Genomic DNA, 19,677 nt, shown 5'->3' with positions numbered 1-19,677 from the left:
GCCGGTGCTCCTTCAGTTGACCGCCGCGCCGCGCGTGACGAGGGTGCCGACAAAGCTGACCAGCTTGTCGAGCATGAAGCCGACGAGGCCGATATAGACCAGCGCGACGATGATGTCGGTGAGGCGAGACGAGTTCCACGCATCCCAGATGAAGAAGCCGATGCCGACGCCGCCGGTGAGCATTTCGGCCGCGACGATGGCCAGCCAGGACAGGCCGACGCCGATCCGCAGGCCTGAGAAGATGTAGGGCGCGGCGGCCGGCACCATGATCTTGAAGAAGAACTCGACCTGGTTGAGCTGCAGCACGCGCGCGACGTTGCGATAGTCCTGCGGGATGTTGCGGATGCCGACGGCGGTGTTGATGATGACCGGCCAGATCGAGGTGATGAAGATCACGAAGATCGCGGACGGTCCGGAATCAAGGAACGCGGCCAGCGACAGCGGCAGCCAGGCCAGCGGCGGCACGGTGCGCAGAACCTGGAAGATCGGGTCGAGGCCGCGCATCGCCCAGACTGACTGGCCGATCAGCGCTCCGACGAGGATGCCGATGATGGCAGCCAGCCCGAAGCCGTAGGCGACGCGCTCCATCGAGACCAGGACGCGCCAGCCGAGCCCGATATCCTGCGAGCCGTAGACGAAGAACGGCTCGACGATGAGGTCCCTGCTTTGCGCCCAGACTTCCGAGGGTGGCGGCAGCGAGGCGCCCGGGTCGGAAAACGCGACCTGCCAGATGGCCAGCAGGATCGCCACCACGATCATCGGCGGCACGATGTTCTCGATGGCGCTCGCCGCGATCGCCGCGACGTCGAGGCGCTTTTGCGGCGCGACGGCCAAAGGCACGACGGTCGCGGGGCGGGTCTTGAATTCGTCAGCGACGACGACGTCGCTCTTGGCGGCTGGCATGGACATGGGCTGGCCTTTCAAACGAGGGGAAGCGGGCCGGCGCGGCTGGACGCCGGCCGCAGGATCAGGCGATCGCCTTGATGTCGAGGCTGTCGAGATAGGCGGTGGGATTGGCTGGATCGAAGACCTTGCCGTCGAAGAAGGTCTCGACGCCCCGGCTGTCGCCAGATGGCAGGTCCGTCAGGCCGATGCCCTTGGCCGCCTCGAGCCAAAGGTCAGAGCGGTTGGTGTTGTCGACCATCGCCTTGATGTCAGTCGATTCCGGGAAATAGCCCCAGCGCATGTTCTCGGTCATGAACCAGGTGTCGAGGCTCTTCCAGGGATAGGACGTTTCGCCCTTCTCGCCCCAGAACTTCATCAGGAGATCGGTGCCCTCGGCGGTGCGGCCATTGCCGTAATTGATGTCGCCCCGGATGCGGCCGATGATGTCGTCGACGGGCACGTTGTACCATTGCCGACGCCCGACGATCTCGGCCATCTCCTGCTTGTTCTCCATCTGGTCGCACCATTGCTGGGCTTCCATCGTCGCCATCATGATCGCGAGCGTAGCGTTCGGGTTGGCGTCGACGAAGGAGGCGCGCATGCCGAGGATTTTTTCGGGATGTCGGCGCCATAATTCGCCGGTCGTCAGCGCGGTGAAGCCGATCTTCTGGTGAACGAGCTGCTCGTTCCACGGCTCGCCGACGCAGAACACGTCCATGTTGCCGACCTTCATGTTCGCCACCATTTGCGGCGGCGGAACCACGATCACGTCGACATCGGTATTCGGGTTGATTCCGCCGGCCGCCAGCCAATAGCGCAGCCACAGATCGTGCGTGCCGCCGGGGAACGTCATGGCAGCGCTGACCGGCTTGCCCGCTGCCTTCTTGGCGGCGAAAGCTTCCTTCAACGCACCCGAATCGAGCTGGACGCCGGTGTCCGCATATTCCTGCGCGACCGATATGCCCTGGCAGTCCTCGTTGAGGTTCAGCAGCGTGTACATCGGCAGCTTTTGGTTGTTCTGGATTACAGAGCCGGACGAATAGAGATGCACCTTGGGACGCAGGATGTGCCCGCCATCGATGCCGCCGCTGTCGCCGCCGAGCGCCATGTTGTCGCGCGTCGCGCCCCAGGAGGCTTGCTTCAGCACCTCGACATCCGGCACTCCATATTTCTCGAACAGGCCCTTTTCCTTGGCGATGATGAGGGGAGCGGAATCGGTGAGCGCGATGTAGCCGAGCTTGGCGCCGGTGACTTCCGGCCCGGATGCGGCCGCATAGGCGCCGGAGGGAAAGAGCTGCCGTGCTGCCGTCAGCAATGCTGCGGTGGCCGTCGCGCCCTTGATGAAGCCGCGCCGGTCGATGCCGGTCTCGAAGCGCCTGGTCTCGATGGTCATTGCGTCAGTTCCCCTGTTCTTCGTTGCGGCCGGAGCCCCGGAAACGAAAAACGCCGCCAACGGGAAGAATGAGCGCCGGCGCTGAGACCGGATCATTTCCTGTTGGCGGCGTTGCCATTATGGGGCGCCCGTCATTGGACGCGTATTGGTCGGTCCCGCAGGACCTCGCTTTTATAAAAGCAGGATGCGTGCCAATCTGATGGCGTGGTGGGTTTACCTGTCAGTTCAGGCACTTATCGCTCTAGTGCCCGCAGGTTGGAATGGGCTCAGGCGAAATCATGGTCATGGCGACGAGGCAAACGCACACGAATTGTGCAATGCAGTATGAGTCACACCGACGTGGCGGCCTGCTGGCTGGCCATATAATCCTCGATGCGGTCGGGATCGAACATCTGGCCGTCGAAGAAGCCGTCCGGTCCGAGCACGAGGCTCGCGCCCGCGGACCCGACCGGCGTCGCCGTCTTCAACGCGCCCTCGACCTTGGCGTTCGCGCCCGGGAGCGCGACGCCGAGCGGTTTCAGTGCCGCGCGATAGAGATCGGGGCGATAGCAGTCGCGGACGATCTGTGCATGGGCGGTGGTGTGCTCGATCTGCCCCCAGCGGACCATCTGGGTGTAGAACCACAATGCGTGGCTCTTCCAAGGAAAATTGGCCGCCTTGTCGAACGGGACGAAAAGGTCTTCGACCCGGCGCAGCATGCCGTCTCCGACATTCAACCGCCCGCTCAGCACCGGCATCTGCATGTCGGGCGGCAGTCCGAGAAATTCGGGCCGCGCCATCAGGCCCGCCAAATTTGCGTGATTTCGTGGGTCCTGACACCAGCGCGCCGCCAGATGAAGCGCGCGCAAAAGCGCGGCGAGACCGGCGTCGTTATCTTCCGCCCAGGATTTGCGAACGCCCAGCACCTTTTCGGGGCTGTTCCTCCAGATCGCCGCCTTGACGGTCGCGATGTGACCGGTGCCGCGCGCGACGGACGCGCTGTTCCAAGGCTCTCCGACGCAGTAACCGTCGATGCGGCCGGCCGCCAGCGCATCGGCCATGAAGGGAGGCGGGACGATGACGATGTCGACGTCGCGTCGCGGGTCGATGCCGCAGGCCGCAAGCCAGTAGCCGAGTTCGTAATGGTGCCCCGAATGGGGATGCGTGACCGCAAAGCGCAGCGGATCTCGACCCGCAGCGGATCGCTCTGCGATGAAGCCGCGTAGCGCGGCACCCGCCGTCATCGGGTCAAGGTCGGGCTCGGCGCCCAGCGCTTGCATACCTTCCCAGACCGCATTCGATACGGTGATGCAGTTGCCGCCGAGCCCGAGCGCGAATGGCACGATCGTATCCGAGGACAGCGGCGTCAGGCCGAGATTGCACGCGATCGGCATCGGCCCGAGCATATGCGCGACGTCGAAATGCCCGATCGCGATCCGGTCGCGTATGTTGGCCCATGACGTCTCGCGATGAAGCGTCAGATCGACGCCCTCGCGCTCGGCAAAGCCGATTTCGCGTGCGACGACCAGCACTGCACTGTCGAAGAGCGGCATGAACCCGGCATTGACGTGGAATTGCCCTGTCATCGTCAATTCCCTTCCTGCGGCCCGAGCAGGCCGGCCGCCGTGATTAGGCTGTCGGCAATCTCGCTGATCTTGCGGTTCTGGTTCATCGCGGTCTTGCGCAGGAGCGCATACGCCTCGTCCTCTGACAGGCCGCGCGATTGCATGAGGATGCGCTTGGCCTTGTCGACCAGCTTGCGGCCCTGCAATTCGCCGCGCATCTCTTCCAGTTCACGCGACATTCTGGAAAAGGCATTGAAGCGGCTCACCGCCATGTCCAGTATCGGCTTCACCCGCTCCTGGCGCAGCCCATCGACCACATAGGCCGAGACGCCCGCTTCCACCGCCGCTTCGATCGCGGCCTGGTCGGAGCGGTCGACGAACATGGCGATCGGCCGCTTTACCGCGCGCGAAAGCTGGAACATGTTTTCCAGCATGTCGCGATTGGGGTTCTCGAGATCGATGACGATGACGTCCGGCTCGATCTCGGCGATTCGCCGCGCGATGCCGGCGACGTCGTGGATCACCGTGATCCGCTCGTGACCCGCCTCGCGCAGGCCGGCCTCGATGACGGCCGCGCGGATGCGGTTCTCATCGATGACGAGGATGGAAAGGGACGGTGCGGCCATGGCCCATTTTGCGCACGCACCGTCAATGTGCAATGCAATATCGCAATGAAAGACGCCCGAAATGGCCGGTGCGTCGTCAGCTTGTGAGCACCTCCGCGACCACTCGTCTTGCATCGAGCAGTCCCGCGCCGAAATAATAGGGCAAACCTTTCGAGGGCTCGTCGTCGGCGTTCATCGGGTCCGGGGCAAGCTGTGCGGTGCCGGGCCGGACGGCAGTTGCCAGTCGGCTCGATTTGGCGAGCAACTCCTTGGCTGCAACCCCTGTGAGCGATGCCCCCGGACCATGCCTGGCCTTGTTGGCCCTTGCCGCGAGGGCCGCAACCCCCGCGACAAGGGCTGAGGCACCCGACGTTCCCCCGAACGTCGTGTAGTACCCCCCGCCCGTACCGGGCTCCGCGAAAGGCGGGACGCGCGCCGAGCGGGGCGGCGATCCGGCCTCGTAGCCGTAGATTCCCGGAAGATCGGTCGTCACCAGCGCGAAGGGGCTGTAGGGCACGATCTTGCCGCGCCCGGGGTCGAAATAGTCAGTGCTTGCCGCGGGATGCGTCTTGTCGCGCCGCAACTGGTGGCGATTGAAGACTTCGCTGTCGTCGGCGGGTGCGACGAGTGTCAGCCCCATGCCATAATTGCTGAAGCCTGAGCGCAGGCCGCGCGGCGTGACGGCACCGACGGCGACCACGCCATTGTCCGGCGCGGCCAGTTTGGCTGGATAGATGATCTGGCTTTCACCATCATTTCCGGCCGCGCAGATCACCGGAATCTTGCGGCTGATCGCGACGATCAGTTTTTCTAGGATCGTCCATTCCCGGTCGCTCGCAAGCGCGGTCGCGTAGGGGGCGATCTCCTCCCCGTTGGCATCGGCAAGGCGGGCGAAAAGGCCGGCCCTTTCACGGTTGACGCGCAGGTCGCCTTCTTGTGCCAGTACCGGCTTCGGCGACACGCGACTGCGGACCGGATCGGGCAGTCCGCGCGGCAGGAGGATGACATCGACGCCGCAATGCCACGCGTAAAGAAAGGCGGCGATGAACTGTTCTGCGTCGGTGTCGAAGGAGGTGCGGATAGACAGCAGCCGCGAAAACGGGTCGACGCCGAAATAGGGCAGGATGCCCTGATTGGCATTGATGCCCAGCGTTTCTCCGTTCGCCGTGGCGAGCGAGGCCGGCTCGATCGCCGCGGGGCCGGAGCCGTCTTCGGATGTGACGGTTGCGGCGGGCTCGCCCACGACGAGGCCTGCTGCTGCCGTGCCGTGCGACCCGAACGTTTCGTCGCCGTCGGCGAGTTGGCGCACGACGCCCTTCGACGCGGCGAGTTCACCGACCAGTGCCGAGAGAAAGGCGGCATCTCCGGCACCCAGACCGATGGCGTCGAGACCCGAAATGTCGAGCCCGGCAAAGAAGGGTGCTTCCTGTTCGCGCTCATGCGGATTGACGGGATCTGCGGGCTGTGTGGCTGCACCGTAGCGATGGCTTGCCAGATCGATCGAGCGGTCATCGATGCGCGTGCGTAGGTTCGGATGCAGCCTGCTGACGCCGACATCGATGAGCGCGACGACGGCCGGCTCGAATGCCTGCGGGAACGCCGCGCCGATTTCGTCCCAGACGGTGCCGGTGATGGTCGGCGACGCGCTTGCGGAAAGCTCGTCCCCAGGATCGCCCGGAGGGCCGAACTCGGCATCGATGACGCCGAGCGCGACAAGGTGCCAGAGGTAGTAATAGGACTGCGGATGGCCGCCGCCGTCCGTTCCGCTCATCTTTTCGGTGAAATCGAACTGGCTCATGGGACATCCTCCGATAGATCAGATCCATTCCCGCTGCGCGGCGTTGAAGGTTTGCCGGAACGCTTCCCGCAGATAGGGTGCGAAGCGCCGGGCGAGTTCCTTGCCGCCATCCGTGTCGCTTGGATAATGCAGGCCCGCCCATTCGCGGTTCTCGGCCACCTTTCGCGCGATGCGGGCAAGTTCGTCGGTCGCCGGATGCTCCGGCAGGATCGTCGCGAAGGCGAACGCGATCGAATGGCACTGGAAGGAATGGTTGCTCGGATAGGCATCGTGGGCCGGGTTCGCCAGGAGCGGGCGCAGGCGCGGCTCGAACTGGTTCGGGCGAATGCGGCCATAGCGCGCCTTGTAGAGAAGCCCGACATATTCGCACATGGCCAGGATCGCCAGGAACAGCGCCTCCGTCTGCTCGTAGCCGCCCAGACCGTCGATGCCGAGCGGGCGGGTGAAGTCGGTGAGGTCGAGCGTCGCTTCGCGTTCGATGTCGCCCATGCGGCGGACACGCTCCTTGTCGCGTCGCTGCATGGAAAGGAGCACTTCCGTCTCGAGCCGGGTCAGGTCGGGTCCGGGCGGTCCCGCGATGTCGAGCGTTTCCCAGGCGAACCGCTTTGCCGGCGCGAAGGGATCGGCGGCGGGGTCGAGGTGGAGCCGTCGCATTTCCAGTGCTGGGAGAAGCGCGGCGTCCGTGCCCGCGGCCGACGCGCCAGCGAGTTTGTTCTTGTTTTTGTTTTTATTCTTGTTTTTGTTCTTGTTGAGCGACGCCTTGTTCTGGACCGCGGATAGGCTTCGAAAGACGCTGAGGGTGCTCGAGAGAACCGAGGCTTCCACTGCGCGGGGGAACTGGCGATGTGCAAACGGCGGCGGCGGTTGCAGGGCACCCGGCCGGATCGCTTCGGTCACAAGCAATCCAGCCATCGCCGGCTCCGCCGCCGCGATTGCAGGCGCGGGAACCGGCCGGTCCTCCTGCGCGCAGGGCACAACGTCGTCATGTTCGACCTTGAACCGGAACCGGTCGAGGAAGTCGGCCAGTTGGTTGGGCTTGTATCGAGGAGCATGGCTGTCAGTCATCATTGCCTCCTTGATGTGCGGCGGTCAGTTCTTTTTGACGCCGGCCTTCAGCAATCCTGCGATGAGGTCGCTGCCGCCTTTGGTCTGGATGATCGGATAGCGCGTATCGATCAGGGCGCCGATCGAGAAGTCGGGCTCCACCACCGTGAGCCTGTCGAGCAGCCGGCGCGCGGTCGCCATGTCGTCCTTGTGGGCATAGCTCGAGACGAGATAGCGCAGCAGGCTGTTGAAGTCCGGCCTGTCGAATAGCGCCTGTTCGCCGGCTGCGATCGCCACGTCATGCTGTCCCGCCAGCGCCGCGTTGATGCATAGCGAAGTGTCGAAATAGTAGCGGTGCGGGCTGTGGGCGCCGAGATGGCGGCCCCAGTTTGCCAGTGCAAGGCCCTTTTCGGGCTGGCCAGCATAGGCATGCAGCATCGAATAGAGGTCCCAGCCGAGAACCTGCGCCGGATTGATCTTGATCGCGCGCTCGAAGAGCCGCGAGGCCGTGTCATATTCACCGAACAGATAGGAATGGACGTGGCCGACCAGGGCCAGCGTCACGGCATTGTTGCCGTCGATCTCGACCGCGCGGCGTGCCAGAAGCTGGGCTTCCTCGATGGTGGCCAGCGTATCGGGCGAAAAGCGCTGGCCGACCCGGAAGGTGAGCAGGAAGGCGAGCCAGGCATAGGCCTGCGGCGCCTCGTTGCGGGCGATCAGCGTGCGCAGCGTGCGTTCCGCCGCATCGAGGTCCGGCCGCGACAGGCGAAACATGGCGTTGACCGCGCCGAACATGGTTTCGCGCGTGCTGTCCGGCTTGAAAGCCGGCTGAAGCGTGAACCAGCGCCGGATTTCCTCGATCGCCTGGTTCGTGAGGGCAAAGGCCTGCGAGGCGTCGCCGCCCTCCACCGCTCGCCGATCGAGCGTCGCGCTGTCGATCCAGACGAGACTCTGATCGGCGACCCGGTGCAGATTGATCGTGGCGTGGATTTCGTGCGGCGAGAACGTATAGCTCGTGCTGACGGCAAGATGGACAGCGCCCATCGTTCCGCTGTCGCCACCGCTGCCGGCGGTCGCGGTTTGAGCGGCCCGGTAGCCCAGGTCGGAGACGCTGATGTCGCCGCCCTCGAGCAGCAGCTTGGCCAGAAGTTCGTTGAGGCGTTGCGGCAGATAGCCGGCATTCTCGGGCGTCCCGAGGACGAGAGGCGGCGTCAGCGCGACCGTCCACCCCGGACGGCTCGGCTGCGTCCCCGCACCATTGGATGCGTCGGCGGGTTTGGCTGCAACCCCCCGCATCGGCTGCGAGGGGGCGGGGCGCAGCGGCTCTCTTGCGGGCGTCAGGTCGCGGGGCGCCGCGGCATTTTCGAAGCGCGAGCGCCAGAGCTGCCTTTCGAGCGTCAGCCAGTCCTCGAATTCGGGATCGCCGATGTCGAGACCTTCGAGAATTTCGCCATCGACCTCGCGCGCATCGAACGTCGCCTGTCTGGTTCGGTCTGACATCTGGTGGAGCAAGTCGAGTGCATCTACCCGCATGCGGCTGAGGTCCAATGTCACCGTATGCTTGTCGGCGACGAGCAGCCTGTCGGCGAGGGGTCCAAGCGATTTGCGCACGTCGAGGAGGGCCTGGCGCAGGCTGGCGGAAGCCTGCTCCTCGCCCCGGTCGCTCCAGAGCTTGTCGCGCAGCCAAACCCTTGACCGGGAACCCCGCGGCGCGAGCGCAAGCAATGCAAGCAGAGCGCGCGACTTCTGGGCCTTGGGCGTACGGTTGATTCCGCGCGCGTCCAGTACCGTCAGCGGTCCGAACAGAAACATCTCGCAAAGATGTTCGGCAGCATCGCTTTGCATTGCGATTGCCTTCAGTATATCTGGCGCCCCTTCCTCAAAATACCACGATCGCGCGTTCTCGGGAGGGAAAACATGCGCGTCGCCGAAGCCCGTCGGCAATGACGCGATCGTCGCGGAAAAGTCGTACGCCTGTACGTCGAACATCCGACAGTCTTTCCTATGGCGGATTGATCCAGTGGCGCCGGTTTAGAACTCGGCCGTCATGCCGTCGTGAAAGTTGCGTGAAAGGCCGGTGCACGCAAAAAAAAGCGCCACCCGGAAACGCGACGGGTGGCGCATAGGGGCGCGGTTCGGCTATCCGGTCTGCCGCCGGATTCGCCATCCCCCGACCGCGGGGTCAGCGCAAATCGTGCGCGCGCACGTTTGCCGAATAGTTGCCGAAGACCGGGTCTTCCACGAAGCGCGGACGCGGGAAGCGCAGCACTTCATCGTCATAGGCGAAGGTCGCCGTCTCGTTTTCGGACGTGGTCGGCTCGACCGGTGTCGCCTGAGCCGGTTCCATCCCGAGATCCCACAGGCGCTCGGTGTTGGCCGAGTACTTGCCTGCGACGTACGGTGCTTCCTGGCTCATCGCCGATCCGAAAAAGGCGAAGCCGGCGAGCGAGGCTGCGACGAACTTCAAGGTGGTGTGGTGTCTGGACATTTTCATCTCCCTCGTTTGGTGGCCTGCTTGTGCAAGCCAGGGGAGAATGAACCCCGGGGAGTGATCCCAGCGTGAAATGGACGTGAAGACAGTGTCAAAAAATACGTCGTCTATCGATTGACGTTCCTCATCGAGGGGAATGGAAATGAAGATGGCGCTTGGCGCCGGTCAGTCGCCGTCCTCTTGCGCTTCCGGCCCGGACACAGCCCCGGTCGGAGACACGGGAGGGATGCCGGGATTGTTCTGCGACCTGTCGCGGTAGATCGCGGCGCGGCCGAGCATCATCAAGGTGACGGGCGTCGTCACGGTGACGAAGACGCCGATCAGGATTTCGTGGATGACGGGACGTGCGGCGGCGGCGGTAAAGAAGATCATCGAGCCCATGACCAGGCCGCCCGCCCCCCAACTCGTCGCGAGCGTCGGCGCATGGATGCGGTCGTAGAATGAGCCGAGCCGCGCCAGCCCGAAGGCGCCGATCAGCGCCAAAGTGGCGCCGAGCAGGATGAAGACCGCGCTGAGGATCGCCGCCCAGAGCGGCACTTCTGCATAGGCGACGCTCATTCGATCACCTCGCCGCGCATGAGGAACTTGGCAAGCGCCACGGTTGCGACGAAGCCCATGACGCCGATGATCAGCGCGGCCTCGAAATAGAGCGTGTTGCCGGTGCGCACGCCGAAGGCGAGCAACTGGAGCATCGCGCAGACATAGAGCCCGTCGAGCGCCAGAACACGGTCCTGCGCGCGGGGGCCGATCGCCATCCGGTAGGTGCAGAGCAGCATCGCGATGGCGATGAAGGACTGGGCGACGAACAGCGCCACCTGCATGATGAGGACGTTCATTCGAATATCTCCAGCAACAGGCGCTCGTAACGGTTGGCGATGAGGTCGACCCACATCGCCTCGTCGACAAGGTCGAAGACGTGGATCAGGAGCGTGCCGCGCGCCGAATTGTAGTCGAGCCAGGCGGTGCCGGGCGTGCTCGTCAGGACGATGGAGAGGATGGCGAGCGCGGATGGATTGGTGAGCCGGATCGGCACGAGAATGAAGCCGGAGGTGCGCTGGTGGCGCTTGCCCGACAGGATGATGCGCGCGACCGCGAAATTGGAGCGCACGATGTCGTAGAGAACGATGCCCAACAATTCGGGGATGGCGGCGTAGCGACGGATGCGCGGGCTCGTCTCCCCGAGTGCTCGCAGCGCATTGCTGGCGCCGATCGCGACCAGCACGGCGAGGATCGCATGGCCGGGCGTGAAGCCGGACAGCGCCAGCCACATGAAGGCGAGGCCGGCCGCAAGCAACGGATAGGGCAGTATGGCTCTCACTGGCTCTCCTCCGCGAAGGGCGGCACGCGCTCGGCGCCGAGGACGGCGTCGAGATAGCGTTCCGCGTCGTGCAGGTCGCCGGCGGTGGCCGTCACGACATCCATGACGAGCCCGGCCTGCAGCGCGAGCGCGACGAGGACCGCGAGCAGGAAGAGGATCGGCGCGGTTTCGACGATCGTCACCCGTGGCGCGAAGCTTTCCACCGGCGCCCAGAAGGTGCGGATGCCCATGCGCGCGAGCGCGATCAGCGCGGTGAGGCCCGAGACGATCAGGAGCGTCGCAAGGATGACCCGCATCGTGCCTCCGCCGGCGATCTCGACCGATGGCGGGCCGATGATGGCATGGAGGATGGCGAATTTCGCAAGGAAGCCGGAAAGCGGCGGCAGGCCGATCAGGACGAGCGCGAGAAGGGCGAAGCCGATGCCCAGGATGGCGAGCGCGCCGGGCATCATCTGGCCGATCTCGGCGTCGTCCTCGTCTTCCGGATTGGCCTCGCCATAGGCTTCCATCGTGACCGCGAGAACGTCGGCGGCCGCGTCCTGCTCGCGCTCCAGAAGCTCGACGACCATGAAGAGCGCACTGACGGCGAGTGTCGAGGAGATGAGGTAGAAGAGCGCGCCGGCGGTGCTGCCGGGTTCGGAAATGCCGAAGGTGGCCAGGAGCGTCCCGGATGACATCAGGACGAAATAGGCGCTTGCGCGCTGCATCGATTGCGACGCGAGCACGCCGATCGAGGCGAAGACCAGCGTGAACGAACCGCCGATGAAGATCAGCATCGCGCCGAAAGCCTCGCCGCTGGCCGGCACCAGGAGCGCGAGGCGCAGGAGTGCATAGATGCCGACCTTACTCAGCATCGCGAAAGTGGCGGCGACGGGCGCGGCCGCGGCCGAATAGGCGGGCACCAGCCAGAAGCCGAGCGGCCACATGCCGGCCTTGACCAGGAAGGCGAGGCTGAGCATGGCGAGCCCGACATGGAGCGCCGGCTCGGCGAAGCCTTCGAGCGTCGCGGCGCGCAACGCGATCTCGGCCATGTTGAGGCTGCCGGTCGCGCCGAAGACGAGTGCGATGCCGATCAGGAAGATCAGCGAGGCGACGAGGTTGACCGCGATGTAGTGGAGCCCCGATTTCACCCGCGCCGAGCCGGAGCCGTGCAGGACGAGGCCGTAGGAGGCGGCGAGCATAACCTCGAAGAAGACGAAGAGGTTGAAGAGGTCGCCGGTCAGGAACGCGCCGTTGAGGCCGACCAGCAGGAACTGGAACAGGCTGTGGAAGTGCGGGCCGGCCTTCGCCCATCGCTCGACGGCGAAGACGAGGGCCGGAATGGCCAGGATCGCCGTCAGCACCAGCATCAGCGCCGAAAGCCGGTCGGCGACGAGATTGATTGAGATCGGCGCCGGCCAGTTGCCGAGGAGATAGACGAGCGCGACGGCGTCGTTGCCGACATGGACGCGTTGCAGCAGCACGACGGCAACGGCAAAGAGCGACAGGCTCGACAGAAGCGCGATGGTCGTCTTCAGCCGCCGTTCGCGATCGTCGAAGAACAGCATCAGCGCGCCTGCGATAAGCGGGATCAGGACAGGTGCGATGACGAGGTGGTGCGGGTCGAAATTCATCGATCGCTCTCCCGCCCGTCGACATGGTCGGTGCCGGTGAGGCCGCGCGAGACGATCAGCACGACGAGGAAGAGCGCGGTCGTGGCGAAGCCGATGACGATCGCGGTCAGCACCAGCGCCTGCGGCAGCGGGTCGGTATAGGCAGCGGGATCGACGGGCAGCGAGCCGTCGAGCACCGGCGGGGCGTTCACGCGCAGGCGACCCATCGAGAAGATGAAAAGGTTCACCGCATAGGAGAGCAGAGCGAGGCCGATGACGACCTGATAGGTGCGCGGGCGAAGCAGGAGCCAGACGCCCGAACCCGTCAGCGTGCCGATGGCGAGTGCGATCAGGAGTTCCATCAGCTCTGCCCTCCGTCGGTCGAGGGTTTGGCCGTCTTGGGCTTGGCCGAGCGGATCGACTGGTGGGCGATGGCGATGAGCATCAGAACCGTCGCGCCGACGACGAGGCTGAAAACGCCGAGGTCGAAGAGCAGTGCCGAGGCGGTCGGCATGTCGCCGATAAACGGAATCTCGGTGTACTGGAAGTAGGACGTCAGGAACGGATAGCCGAAAAGCCACGAGCCGAGACCGGTCACCGCCGCCATCAGGAGACCGAAGCCGATCCAGCGAACGGGCAGGATGCGCAGACGTTCCTCAACCCAGCGTGTGCCGCCGGCGAGATATTGCAGCAGGAACCCGATCGACATGGTGATGCCGGCTGCAAATCCGCCGCCCGGCAGGTCGTGCCCGCGCAGGAAGAGATAGGCGGCGAGAAGCACGATGACGGGGAACATCCAGCGCATGATGACCGACGGCACGAGCAGATAGTCCTTCACCGTCTCGCCGACCTCGCGGTCGCGCTGGACGTCGTCGAATTCGTTCTGCTCGCGCTGCTGGTAGGGAATCTCGCTCGTGTCCTCGGCCGGGCGGAAGCGTCGCAGAAGCGCGAAGACGGTGAGTGCGACGATGCCGAGCACGACGATCTCGCCGAACGTGTCGAAGCCGCGGAAGTCGACGAGGATGACGTTGACGACGTTGGTGCCGCCGCCTTCCGAATAGGCGTGCTCGAGATAGTAGTCACCGACCGAGGGCGGCAGGGGCGTGCGCATGGTCAAATAGGCGAGCGTCGCGGTGCCGAGCCCGGCGGCGACGGCGAGCGCGAAATCGCGCGAGCGACGCAGCCGCGTCTTCGGGTCGATCGACTCGTAGATTTCCTCGTCGCGCTTGGGCAGCCAGCGCAGTCCGAGCAGGATGAGGACGGTGGTGACGATCTCGACCAGCAATTGCGTGACCGCCAGATCGGGCGCCGAAAGCCACACGAAGGTGATGCAGGTGACGAGACCCGCGCCGCCCATGAGGATCAGGGCGGCGAGGCGGTGGAACTTCGCCTGATAGGCCGCGCCGACCGCGCACAGGCCGCCGATGACCCAGAGCATCGCCAGGATCGGATCGATGCCGCGGACCGAAAGGTCCGGCAACTGGTCGCCAGCGCCCCACATCGCCCAGATGCCGGCGAGGATGGCGACGAGCAGGAGCATGCGCAGCTGCGGCTGCAGCTTGCGCGTAGCGAGGACGCCTTCGAGATACCGCGCGCCGCGCCAGCTTACCGTGACGAGGATGCGCTCGAAGATGCGCTGCCCCTTGAGCCGGCGGAAGAAGGGCGGACCCTCCTCGGAATCGCGCAGGTAGGGTTGCAGGAGCAGATAGAGAACCACGCCGGCGACCAGCGCGATGACGCTCATCAGCAGCGGCAGGTTGAAGCCGTGCCAGACGGCGAGGCTGTATTCGGGCGTATCCTCGCGCAGCACCGCGACCACCGCCGTGTCGAGGAGGCTTCCGACGCTGAGCGCGGGGATGATGCCGACGATGAGACAAGCGAGGACGAGCAGCTCGATCGGCACGCGCATCCAGTGCGGCGGCTCGTGCGGCTCGCGCGGCAGGTCGACCGGCTTCGGGCCGAAGAAGACCTTGTGGATGAAGCGGATCGAGTAGGTGACCGCGAAAGCGCCGGCGATGGTCGCCACATAGGGCGCAACGCCGTCGAGAAGCGAGGCGCGGTGCTGCTCGATGGTCTCGGCGAAGAACATCTCCTTCGACAGGAACCCGTTGAGGAGCGGCACGCCCGCCATCGCCGCGCTCGCGACCATGGCGAGCGTCGCGGTGATCGGCAGGAAGGTGAACAGCCCTGACAATCGTCGCATGTCGCGCGTGCCGGCTTCATGGTCGATGATGCCGGCGGCCATGAAAAGCGACGCCTTGAACGTCGCGTGGTTGAGCATGTGGAAGATCGCCGCGACGGCGGCAAGCGGACTGCCGAGGCTCAGCAGCAGCGTGATGAGACCGAGATGGCTGATCGTCGAATAGGCGAGGAGCCCTTTCAGGTCCTGCTGGAAGATGGCGAAGGCGGCGCCGAGGAGAAGCGTCGACATGCCGGCCAGGCCGACGATGAAGAACCATTCGTCCGTTCCGGCCAGCACCGGCCAGAAGCGGGCGAGCAAGAAAACGCCCGCCTTCACCATGGTCGCCGAATGGAGATAGGCCGAAACGGGCGTCGGCGCAGCCATGGCGTTCGGCAGCCAGAAATGGAACGGGAACTGCGCGCTCTTGGTCAAGGCGCCGGCGAGGATCAGCAGCAGGGCGGGAACGTAGAGGTCGTGGTTGCGGATCTCATTCCCGGCGGCAAGCACCACGTCGAGATCGTAGCTGCCCGCCATCTGGCCGAGCAGGACCATGCCGGCGAGGAGGCATAGCCCGCCGGTGCCAGTGATCGTCAGCGCCATGCGCGCGCCGTCGCGCGCGGCCTGGGTGTGGTTCCAGTAGCCGATCAGCAGGAAGGAGAAGATGCTCGTCAGCTCCCAGAAGACGGCGAGCAGGATGATGTTGCCGGAGAGAACCACGCCCTGCATCGCGCCCATGAAGGCAAGCAAGAACGCGTAGAACCGCGCAACCGGGTCCTTCGGCGACATGTAGTAGCGGGCGTACATAACGACGAGGAGGCCGATGCCGGTGATCAGCATCGAGAACATCCAGGCGAAGCCGTCGATGCGCAGCGTGACGGACAGGCCGAGCGCCGGCACCCACTGGATGACGTGCTTGACGACGCCGCCATCGGCGACCTGCGGATAGGCGAGCGCGGTGACGGCGAGCCCGCCGAGGGCCACGAACCCGGCGAGCCAGGCCTCGGCATTGCGGGCGTTGGACGACAACAGCGCGGCGAACAGGCTGCCGACGAAGGGAAGCCCGACCAGAAGCACTAGAAAGCCGCTATGCCAGATCGTTGTCATCAATACGCGTCCGTTATCAAGCTCGAGGCGAAACGAGCGTCAGGGCGGCGATGACGGGTGCGAACTCGAAATGCGGGGCGGATCACCCGCAGGAGGTTCGCAGCGCGATGCGGCGCAGGACGCTCAGACCGGGGTCGAAGCGGGCGGTGCGCGCGCGTGCGCGATGTGACGGGCGGTGCGAATCCCGCCTGCTGCGGGAGGCGGCGCACGCGCGGGCGTGATCGTTGTGCGATCGGAGGCGGGCAGGGGCGCGGGCAGGGCCGCGTCGCCGTCGAAGCCGATCGGGCCGGCGACAGCCTCCACGTCGCGCTCGCGATATTCCTGTTCCTGCTGGGGCGCGCTGAACTTGTGCGGCGGGGCCGGATCGGCCTTCAGTTCTTCCGACAGCGCAGCCGCGATGTGGATGCCGTTGGCCGGAACCGAGGGCAGACCGGCATAGCCGAGAAGGGCGAGGAAGAGGAGCGTGAACGGCAACGCGCGCCACGTCATGACGCGACGTCCTGCCGGGGCCAGATTTTGCTCCGCTCCTGCCAATGAACCACCATTTGCCTGTGTTTCCAAAGGACTTAAAGCACAGGTTGCGCCCTGTCCAGATATGCGATCCGGACAGGCCAGTTTGTCGCGTTTGCCTACTCGGCCGGCGCGGGTTCGGGCAGTTCCGCCTTGCGGCCCGGCCGTCCGCCGGCCCATTCGCCCAGAAGGAGCAGGATGGGTGCTGCGATGAAGATAGACGAGGTCGTCGCGACCACGACGCCGAACACCATCGGCCAGGCGAAGTTCTCGACCGCGCTGCCGCCCCAGATCGCCATCGGCAGGATGGCGAGGAAGGTGGTCAGCGAGGTGAAGACGCAGCGCACCAGCACCCGGTTGATGCTCATGTCGATGATCTCGCGCAGCGGCTTTTGCCTGTAGAGCCTCATGTTTTCGCGCATCCGGTCATAGACGACCACCTTGTCGTTCACCGAATAGCCGATGATCGTCAACAATGCCGCGATTGCGGTCAGGTTGAAATCGAGCCCGGTGAGCGCGAAGAAGCCGACCGTCTTGGTGGTGTCGAGGACGAGCGTGGCGATGGCGCCGACCGCGAAGTACCATTCGAAGCGACACCAGATGTAGACGAGCATCGCAAGGCTGGCGAGCACCACGGCGATGACGCCGTTGCGTGCGAGTTCGCCGCTGACCTTCGGCCCGACGACCTCGGTCCGCTCGACGCTCGCGCCCGGATCTACGGTCGCGACGGTGGTGCGCAGGAGGTCGATGGCTCGCGTCTGCGCCGCCTCGCCGCCTTCCTGGCGCTGCAGGCGCACGAGCACGTTGTTATCGCCGCCGATGCCCTGCAGCGTGACCTCGCCGAGACCGAGTTCGCTGAGGTTCGAGCGCAGCGTCGCGAGGTCGACATCGCCGGTGGTGACGATCTCGGCCTGGATGCCGCCGGTGAAGTCGATGCCGTAGTTCAGCCCCGGCTTGACGAAGAGGCCGATCGAGGCGAGCGACAGGAAGATCGACATGCCGATGCCCAGATACCGCGCCCGCATGAAGGCGAAACGCGTTTCGCCAGGCGCGATGCGCAGCGGCGAGCGCAACACGAGCGTCTTCATGTGCCGGCGCCGCACGATCTCGGTCATCGCGATCCGTACGACTGCGACCGCGGTGAACATCGAGATGACGATGCCGATCATCATGGTGATGGCGAAGCCGCGTACCGGGCCGGACCCGAACATAAACAGAAGCGCGGTGGCGATCAGCGACGTCACGTTGGCGTCGACGATGGTGGAATAGGCGCGGCTGAAGCCGTGGTCGAGCGCGGCGAACGCACTGCGCCTGCGCGCGGTCTCCTCCTTGATGCGTTCGTTGATGAGGATGTTGGCGTCGACGGCGATGCCGATGCCGAGGATGATGCCGGCGATGCCGGGCAGCGTCAGGGTCGCGCCGAGGAAGCTCAGCGCGCCGAGCGTCAGGACGACGTTGAGGAAGAGCGCGCCACTGGCGATCATGCCCCAGCCGCCATACAGCGCGACCATCAGCCCCATGACGAGGCCGAAGCCGGCAAGGCCGGTGACAATGCCCATCTCGATGACGTCGGCGCCGAGGTCGGGACCGACGGTCCGCTCCTCGATGACGGTCAGGGGCGCCGGCAGGGCGCCGGCGCGCAGCAGGGCGGAAAGAACGACGCTGTCCTCGACCGTGAACGAGCCGCTGATCTGGCCCGAGCCGCCGGTGATCGGCTCGCGGATGACGGGCGCGCTCAAGACCTTGCCGTCGAGCACGATGGCGAAGGGGTGGCCGACATTCTGCCGGGTGATCTCGGCAAAGCGCTGCGTGCCGACGCTGTCGAACCGGAACGAGACGATCGGCTCGTTGGTGCGCTGGTCGAAACCGGCGCGCGCGTCGGTCAATCGTTCACCGCTGAGCGCGACACGATCCTCGATCGGATATTGATGGCCTTCCTCGTCCGACATCACGGTGATGCCGGGGCCGGTCGCCTCGCGGGCGACCATGTGGAACGACATCTGCGCGGTCGAGCCGAGCAGTTCGCGCAGCCGCGTCGGGTCCTGCAGGCCGGGAAGCTGGACGAGGATGCGGTCGGAGCCGACGCGCTGGATCGTCGGTTCGGCGACGCCGACCTGGTCGACGCGCTGGCGCACGATTTCGAGGCTCTGGTCGATCGCCTGGTCGACGCGCTCGGCGATGCCGGCGTCGCTCAGGGTGAGCGTGAACCGGTTGCCTTCGCGCCTGACAAGAATGTCCGTCGTCGGCGCGAACGTCGCCGCCTGGACGGGTGATATCAACCCGTCGAGAAGCGGGGCGATCCCGTCGGATGTCGCCGCATCGCCCGGATCGACGACGATGGCGTCGCCCTGAAGGCGGGGCGCTGCGCCGGTGACGCGCTCGCCGCGAAGCACGGTGCCGATCTCGTTCTGGAGCCAGGTCAGGCGATCCTGCTTCAGTGCGGCGGCATCGACCTCGAGCACGAGGTGAGAGCCGCCTTGAAGGTCGAGGCCGAGCGTCACCTGCTGGCCGGCGATCCAGTCGGGCAGGGCGGCGAGGCGATGTTGCGGGATGATGTTTGGAAGCGCGGCGATGAGGCCGCACAGAATGACCAGGGAATAGATGGCAAGCTGCCATTTGGGCGTACGCATGTAGTCGATCCTTGCATGCACGACCCTCCGCCCGCGGGTGAGCCCGCGGCGGATGAAAATCGTGCAGTTCCGTCAGAGGGTGGCGGAGGGAAGGATCGGTGCTGGAGGGGCGCGTGCGGCGGCATGGAGGGTCGTCGCCGCTGCAGCGGGCTCTGCGAGGCGACTGCCGGCTGGCACGCGCCGGACGGCGAATATTGCGAAGTCGGCGTGCGGCGTCAGCCCAGCATCCGCAAACCCGTCCGGATCGAACTTGTGCGTTCGATTCTGAATCGCATGGCGCGGTCCGGGCGCGGCGGGGTCGAATTCGAGCGGGTTGCCGTCGAAGGAGCCCGGGTCGGCAGCGATCGCAACGCGATCGACGAGGCCGGCGAGCGAACCGTGCCTGGGCCCGGCCGCCTGCGCCGCGAAGAGCGCCACGACGAGCGCCATCGTCGCGGCAAGCACTGCTGCGAAGGCGGGTCTGCGGTCGTGGTTCGTTCGTTTCGACACTGGCTGTCCAGGCTGGCGGGCTGAGCGCCTAGGCACGATCTATCACGCGCTTCGAATTTGACCAAACGATGCGCGGGGATCGATCGGTGCCG

17 protein-coding genes are annotated in these 19,677 nt (G+C 65.5%); all 17 read right to left on the bottom strand.

Going from position 1 to position 19,677, the window contains the following annotated elements; translation table 11 throughout:
• Positions 1 to 12 precede the first annotated feature (12 nt).
• Positions 13 to 909: a nitrate ABC transporter permease gene (gene ntrB, locus ACT6QU_RS09390; protein ID WP_444563641.1), complete on the bottom strand. Its 897-nt coding sequence runs from the start codon at positions 907 to 909 to the stop codon at positions 13 to 15.
• Between the two features lie 58 nt (positions 910 to 967).
• Positions 968 to 2,278 (bottom strand): CmpA/NrtA family ABC transporter substrate-binding protein, encoded by a 1,311-nt coding sequence (locus tag ACT6QU_RS09385; protein ID WP_444563642.1) that lies wholly within the window; start codon positions 2,276 to 2,278, stop codon positions 968 to 970.
• 329 nt (positions 2,279 to 2,607) lie between these two features.
• Positions 2,608 to 3,843 (bottom strand): CmpA/NrtA family ABC transporter substrate-binding protein, encoded by a 1,236-nt coding sequence (locus ACT6QU_RS09380; RefSeq protein WP_444563643.1) that lies wholly within the window; start codon positions 3,841 to 3,843, stop codon positions 2,608 to 2,610.
• 2 nt (positions 3,844 to 3,845) lie between these two features.
• A complete protein-coding gene (locus ACT6QU_RS09375; RefSeq protein ID WP_444563644.1) occupies positions 3,846 to 4,448 on the bottom strand; it encodes an ANTAR domain-containing response regulator in 603 nt (200 codons plus the stop codon).
• Between the two features lie 76 nt (positions 4,449 to 4,524).
• Positions 4,525 to 6,225, bottom strand: a complete 1,701-nt coding sequence (locus tag ACT6QU_RS09370) for a S8 family serine peptidase (protein ID WP_444563645.1) — start codon at positions 6,223 to 6,225, stop codon at positions 4,525 to 4,527.
• 18 nt (positions 6,226 to 6,243) lie between these two features.
• A complete protein-coding gene (locus ACT6QU_RS09365) occupies positions 6,244 to 7,290 on the bottom strand; it encodes a phospholipid phosphatase (RefSeq protein WP_444563646.1) in 1,047 nt (348 codons plus the stop codon).
• Between the two features lie 24 nt (positions 7,291 to 7,314).
• Positions 7,315 to 9,114, bottom strand: a complete 1,800-nt coding sequence (locus ACT6QU_RS09360; protein ID WP_444563647.1) for an SARP family transcriptional regulator — start codon at positions 9,112 to 9,114, stop codon at positions 7,315 to 7,317.
• Between the two features lie 337 nt (positions 9,115 to 9,451).
• Positions 9,452 to 9,757, bottom strand: a complete 306-nt coding sequence (locus tag ACT6QU_RS09355) for a hypothetical protein (protein WP_444563648.1) — start codon at positions 9,755 to 9,757, stop codon at positions 9,452 to 9,454.
• Between the two features lie 168 nt (positions 9,758 to 9,925).
• Positions 9,926 to 10,318, bottom strand: coding sequence for a monovalent cation/H(+) antiporter subunit G (gene mnhG / locus ACT6QU_RS09350; RefSeq protein ID WP_444563649.1), 393 nt, complete (start codon positions 10,316 to 10,318; stop codon positions 9,926 to 9,928).
• Entirely contained in the window at positions 10,315 to 10,596 is a 282-nt protein-coding gene (locus ACT6QU_RS09345; RefSeq protein WP_444563650.1) for a K+/H+ antiporter subunit F, read from the bottom strand. Before ACT6QU_RS09345 ends, mnhG begins: the two co-directional genes overlap by 4 nt.
• Entirely contained in the window at positions 10,593 to 11,078 is a 486-nt protein-coding gene (locus ACT6QU_RS09340) for a Na+/H+ antiporter subunit E (protein ID WP_444563651.1), read from the bottom strand. Before ACT6QU_RS09340 ends, ACT6QU_RS09345 begins: the two co-directional genes overlap by 4 nt.
• Complete coding sequence (locus tag ACT6QU_RS09335; RefSeq protein WP_444563652.1) at positions 11,075 to 12,691, bottom strand: monovalent cation/H+ antiporter subunit D; 1,617 nt, start codon at positions 12,689 to 12,691, stop codon at positions 11,075 to 11,077. Before ACT6QU_RS09335 ends, ACT6QU_RS09340 begins: the two co-directional genes overlap by 4 nt.
• A complete protein-coding gene (locus ACT6QU_RS09330) occupies positions 12,688 to 13,032 on the bottom strand; it encodes a Na+/H+ antiporter subunit C (RefSeq protein WP_444563653.1) in 345 nt (114 codons plus the stop codon). The genes ACT6QU_RS09335 and ACT6QU_RS09330 overlap by 4 nt, the downstream gene beginning before the upstream one ends.
• The gene (locus ACT6QU_RS09325; protein WP_444563654.1) at positions 13,032 to 15,956 is read right to left on the bottom strand and encodes a monovalent cation/H+ antiporter subunit A; all 2,925 of its coding nucleotides are present in this window, start codon (positions 15,954 to 15,956) and stop codon (positions 13,032 to 13,034) included. The genes ACT6QU_RS09330 and ACT6QU_RS09325 overlap by 1 nt, the downstream gene beginning before the upstream one ends.
• A 123-nt stretch (positions 15,957 to 16,079) precedes the next feature.
• Positions 16,080 to 16,445, bottom strand: a complete 366-nt coding sequence (locus tag ACT6QU_RS09320) for a hypothetical protein (protein WP_444563655.1) — start codon at positions 16,443 to 16,445, stop codon at positions 16,080 to 16,082.
• Positions 16,446 to 16,585: 140 nt separating this feature from the next.
• Positions 16,586 to 19,096, bottom strand: coding sequence for a protein translocase subunit SecD (secD, locus tag ACT6QU_RS09315; RefSeq protein ID WP_444563656.1), 2,511 nt, complete (start codon positions 19,094 to 19,096; stop codon positions 16,586 to 16,588).
• Between the two features lie 72 nt (positions 19,097 to 19,168).
• Positions 19,169 to 19,585, bottom strand: a complete 417-nt coding sequence (locus ACT6QU_RS09310) for a hypothetical protein (protein ID WP_444563657.1) — start codon at positions 19,583 to 19,585, stop codon at positions 19,169 to 19,171.
• Positions 19,586 to 19,677: the final 92 nt, after the last annotated feature.

The organism is Aliihoeflea sp. (assembly GCF_052435475.1).
GTDB lineage: Bacteria > Pseudomonadota > Alphaproteobacteria > Rhizobiales > Rhizobiaceae > Aliihoeflea.
The sequence above is the reverse complement of the archived record's forward strand: the minus strand, read 5'-3'. Positions and strand labels throughout refer to the sequence as shown.

What these genes read in the sequence shown, in the direction of transcription:
- ntrB (WP_444563641.1), bottom strand. Translation starts at nt 909, where the DNA reads ATGTCCATGCCAGCCGCCAAGAGCGACGTCGTCGTCGCTGACGAATTC.
- ACT6QU_RS09385 (WP_444563642.1), bottom strand. Translation starts at nt 2,278, where the DNA reads ATGACCATCGAGACCAGGCGCTTCGAGACCGGCATCGACCGGCGCGGC.
- ACT6QU_RS09380 (WP_444563643.1), bottom strand. Translation starts at nt 3,843, where the DNA reads ATGACAGGGCAATTCCACGTCAATGCCGGGTTCATGCCGCTCTTCGAC.
- ACT6QU_RS09375 (WP_444563644.1), bottom strand. Translation starts at nt 4,448, where the DNA reads ATGGCCGCACCGTCCCTTTCCATCCTCGTCATCGATGAGAACCGCATC.
- ACT6QU_RS09370 (WP_444563645.1), bottom strand. Translation starts at nt 6,225, where the DNA reads ATGAGCCAGTTCGATTTCACCGAAAAGATGAGCGGAACGGACGGCGGC.
- ACT6QU_RS09365 (WP_444563646.1), bottom strand. Translation starts at nt 7,290, where the DNA reads ATGACTGACAGCCATGCTCCTCGATACAAGCCCAACCAACTGGCCGAC.
- ACT6QU_RS09360 (WP_444563647.1), bottom strand. Translation starts at nt 9,114, where the DNA reads ATGCAAAGCGATGCTGCCGAACATCTTTGCGAGATGTTTCTGTTCGGA.
- ACT6QU_RS09355 (WP_444563648.1), bottom strand. Translation starts at nt 9,757, where the DNA reads ATGTCCAGACACCACACCACCTTGAAGTTCGTCGCAGCCTCGCTCGCC.
- mnhG (WP_444563649.1), bottom strand. Translation starts at nt 10,318, where the DNA reads ATGAGCGTCGCCTATGCAGAAGTGCCGCTCTGGGCGGCGATCCTCAGC.
- ACT6QU_RS09345 (WP_444563650.1), bottom strand. Translation starts at nt 10,596, where the DNA reads ATGAACGTCCTCATCATGCAGGTGGCGCTGTTCGTCGCCCAGTCCTTC.
- ACT6QU_RS09335 (WP_444563652.1), bottom strand. Translation starts at nt 12,691, where the DNA reads ATGAATTTCGACCCGCACCACCTCGTCATCGCACCTGTCCTGATCCCG.
- ACT6QU_RS09330 (WP_444563653.1), bottom strand. Translation starts at nt 13,032, where the DNA reads ATGGAACTCCTGATCGCACTCGCCATCGGCACGCTGACGGGTTCGGGC.
- ACT6QU_RS09325 (WP_444563654.1), bottom strand. Translation starts at nt 15,956, where the DNA reads ATGACAACGATCTGGCATAGCGGCTTTCTAGTGCTTCTGGTCGGGCTT.
- ACT6QU_RS09320 (WP_444563655.1), bottom strand. Translation starts at nt 16,445, where the DNA reads ATGACGTGGCGCGCGTTGCCGTTCACGCTCCTCTTCCTCGCCCTTCTC.
- secD (WP_444563656.1), bottom strand. Translation starts at nt 19,096, where the DNA reads ATGCGTACGCCCAAATGGCAGCTTGCCATCTATTCCCTGGTCATTCTG.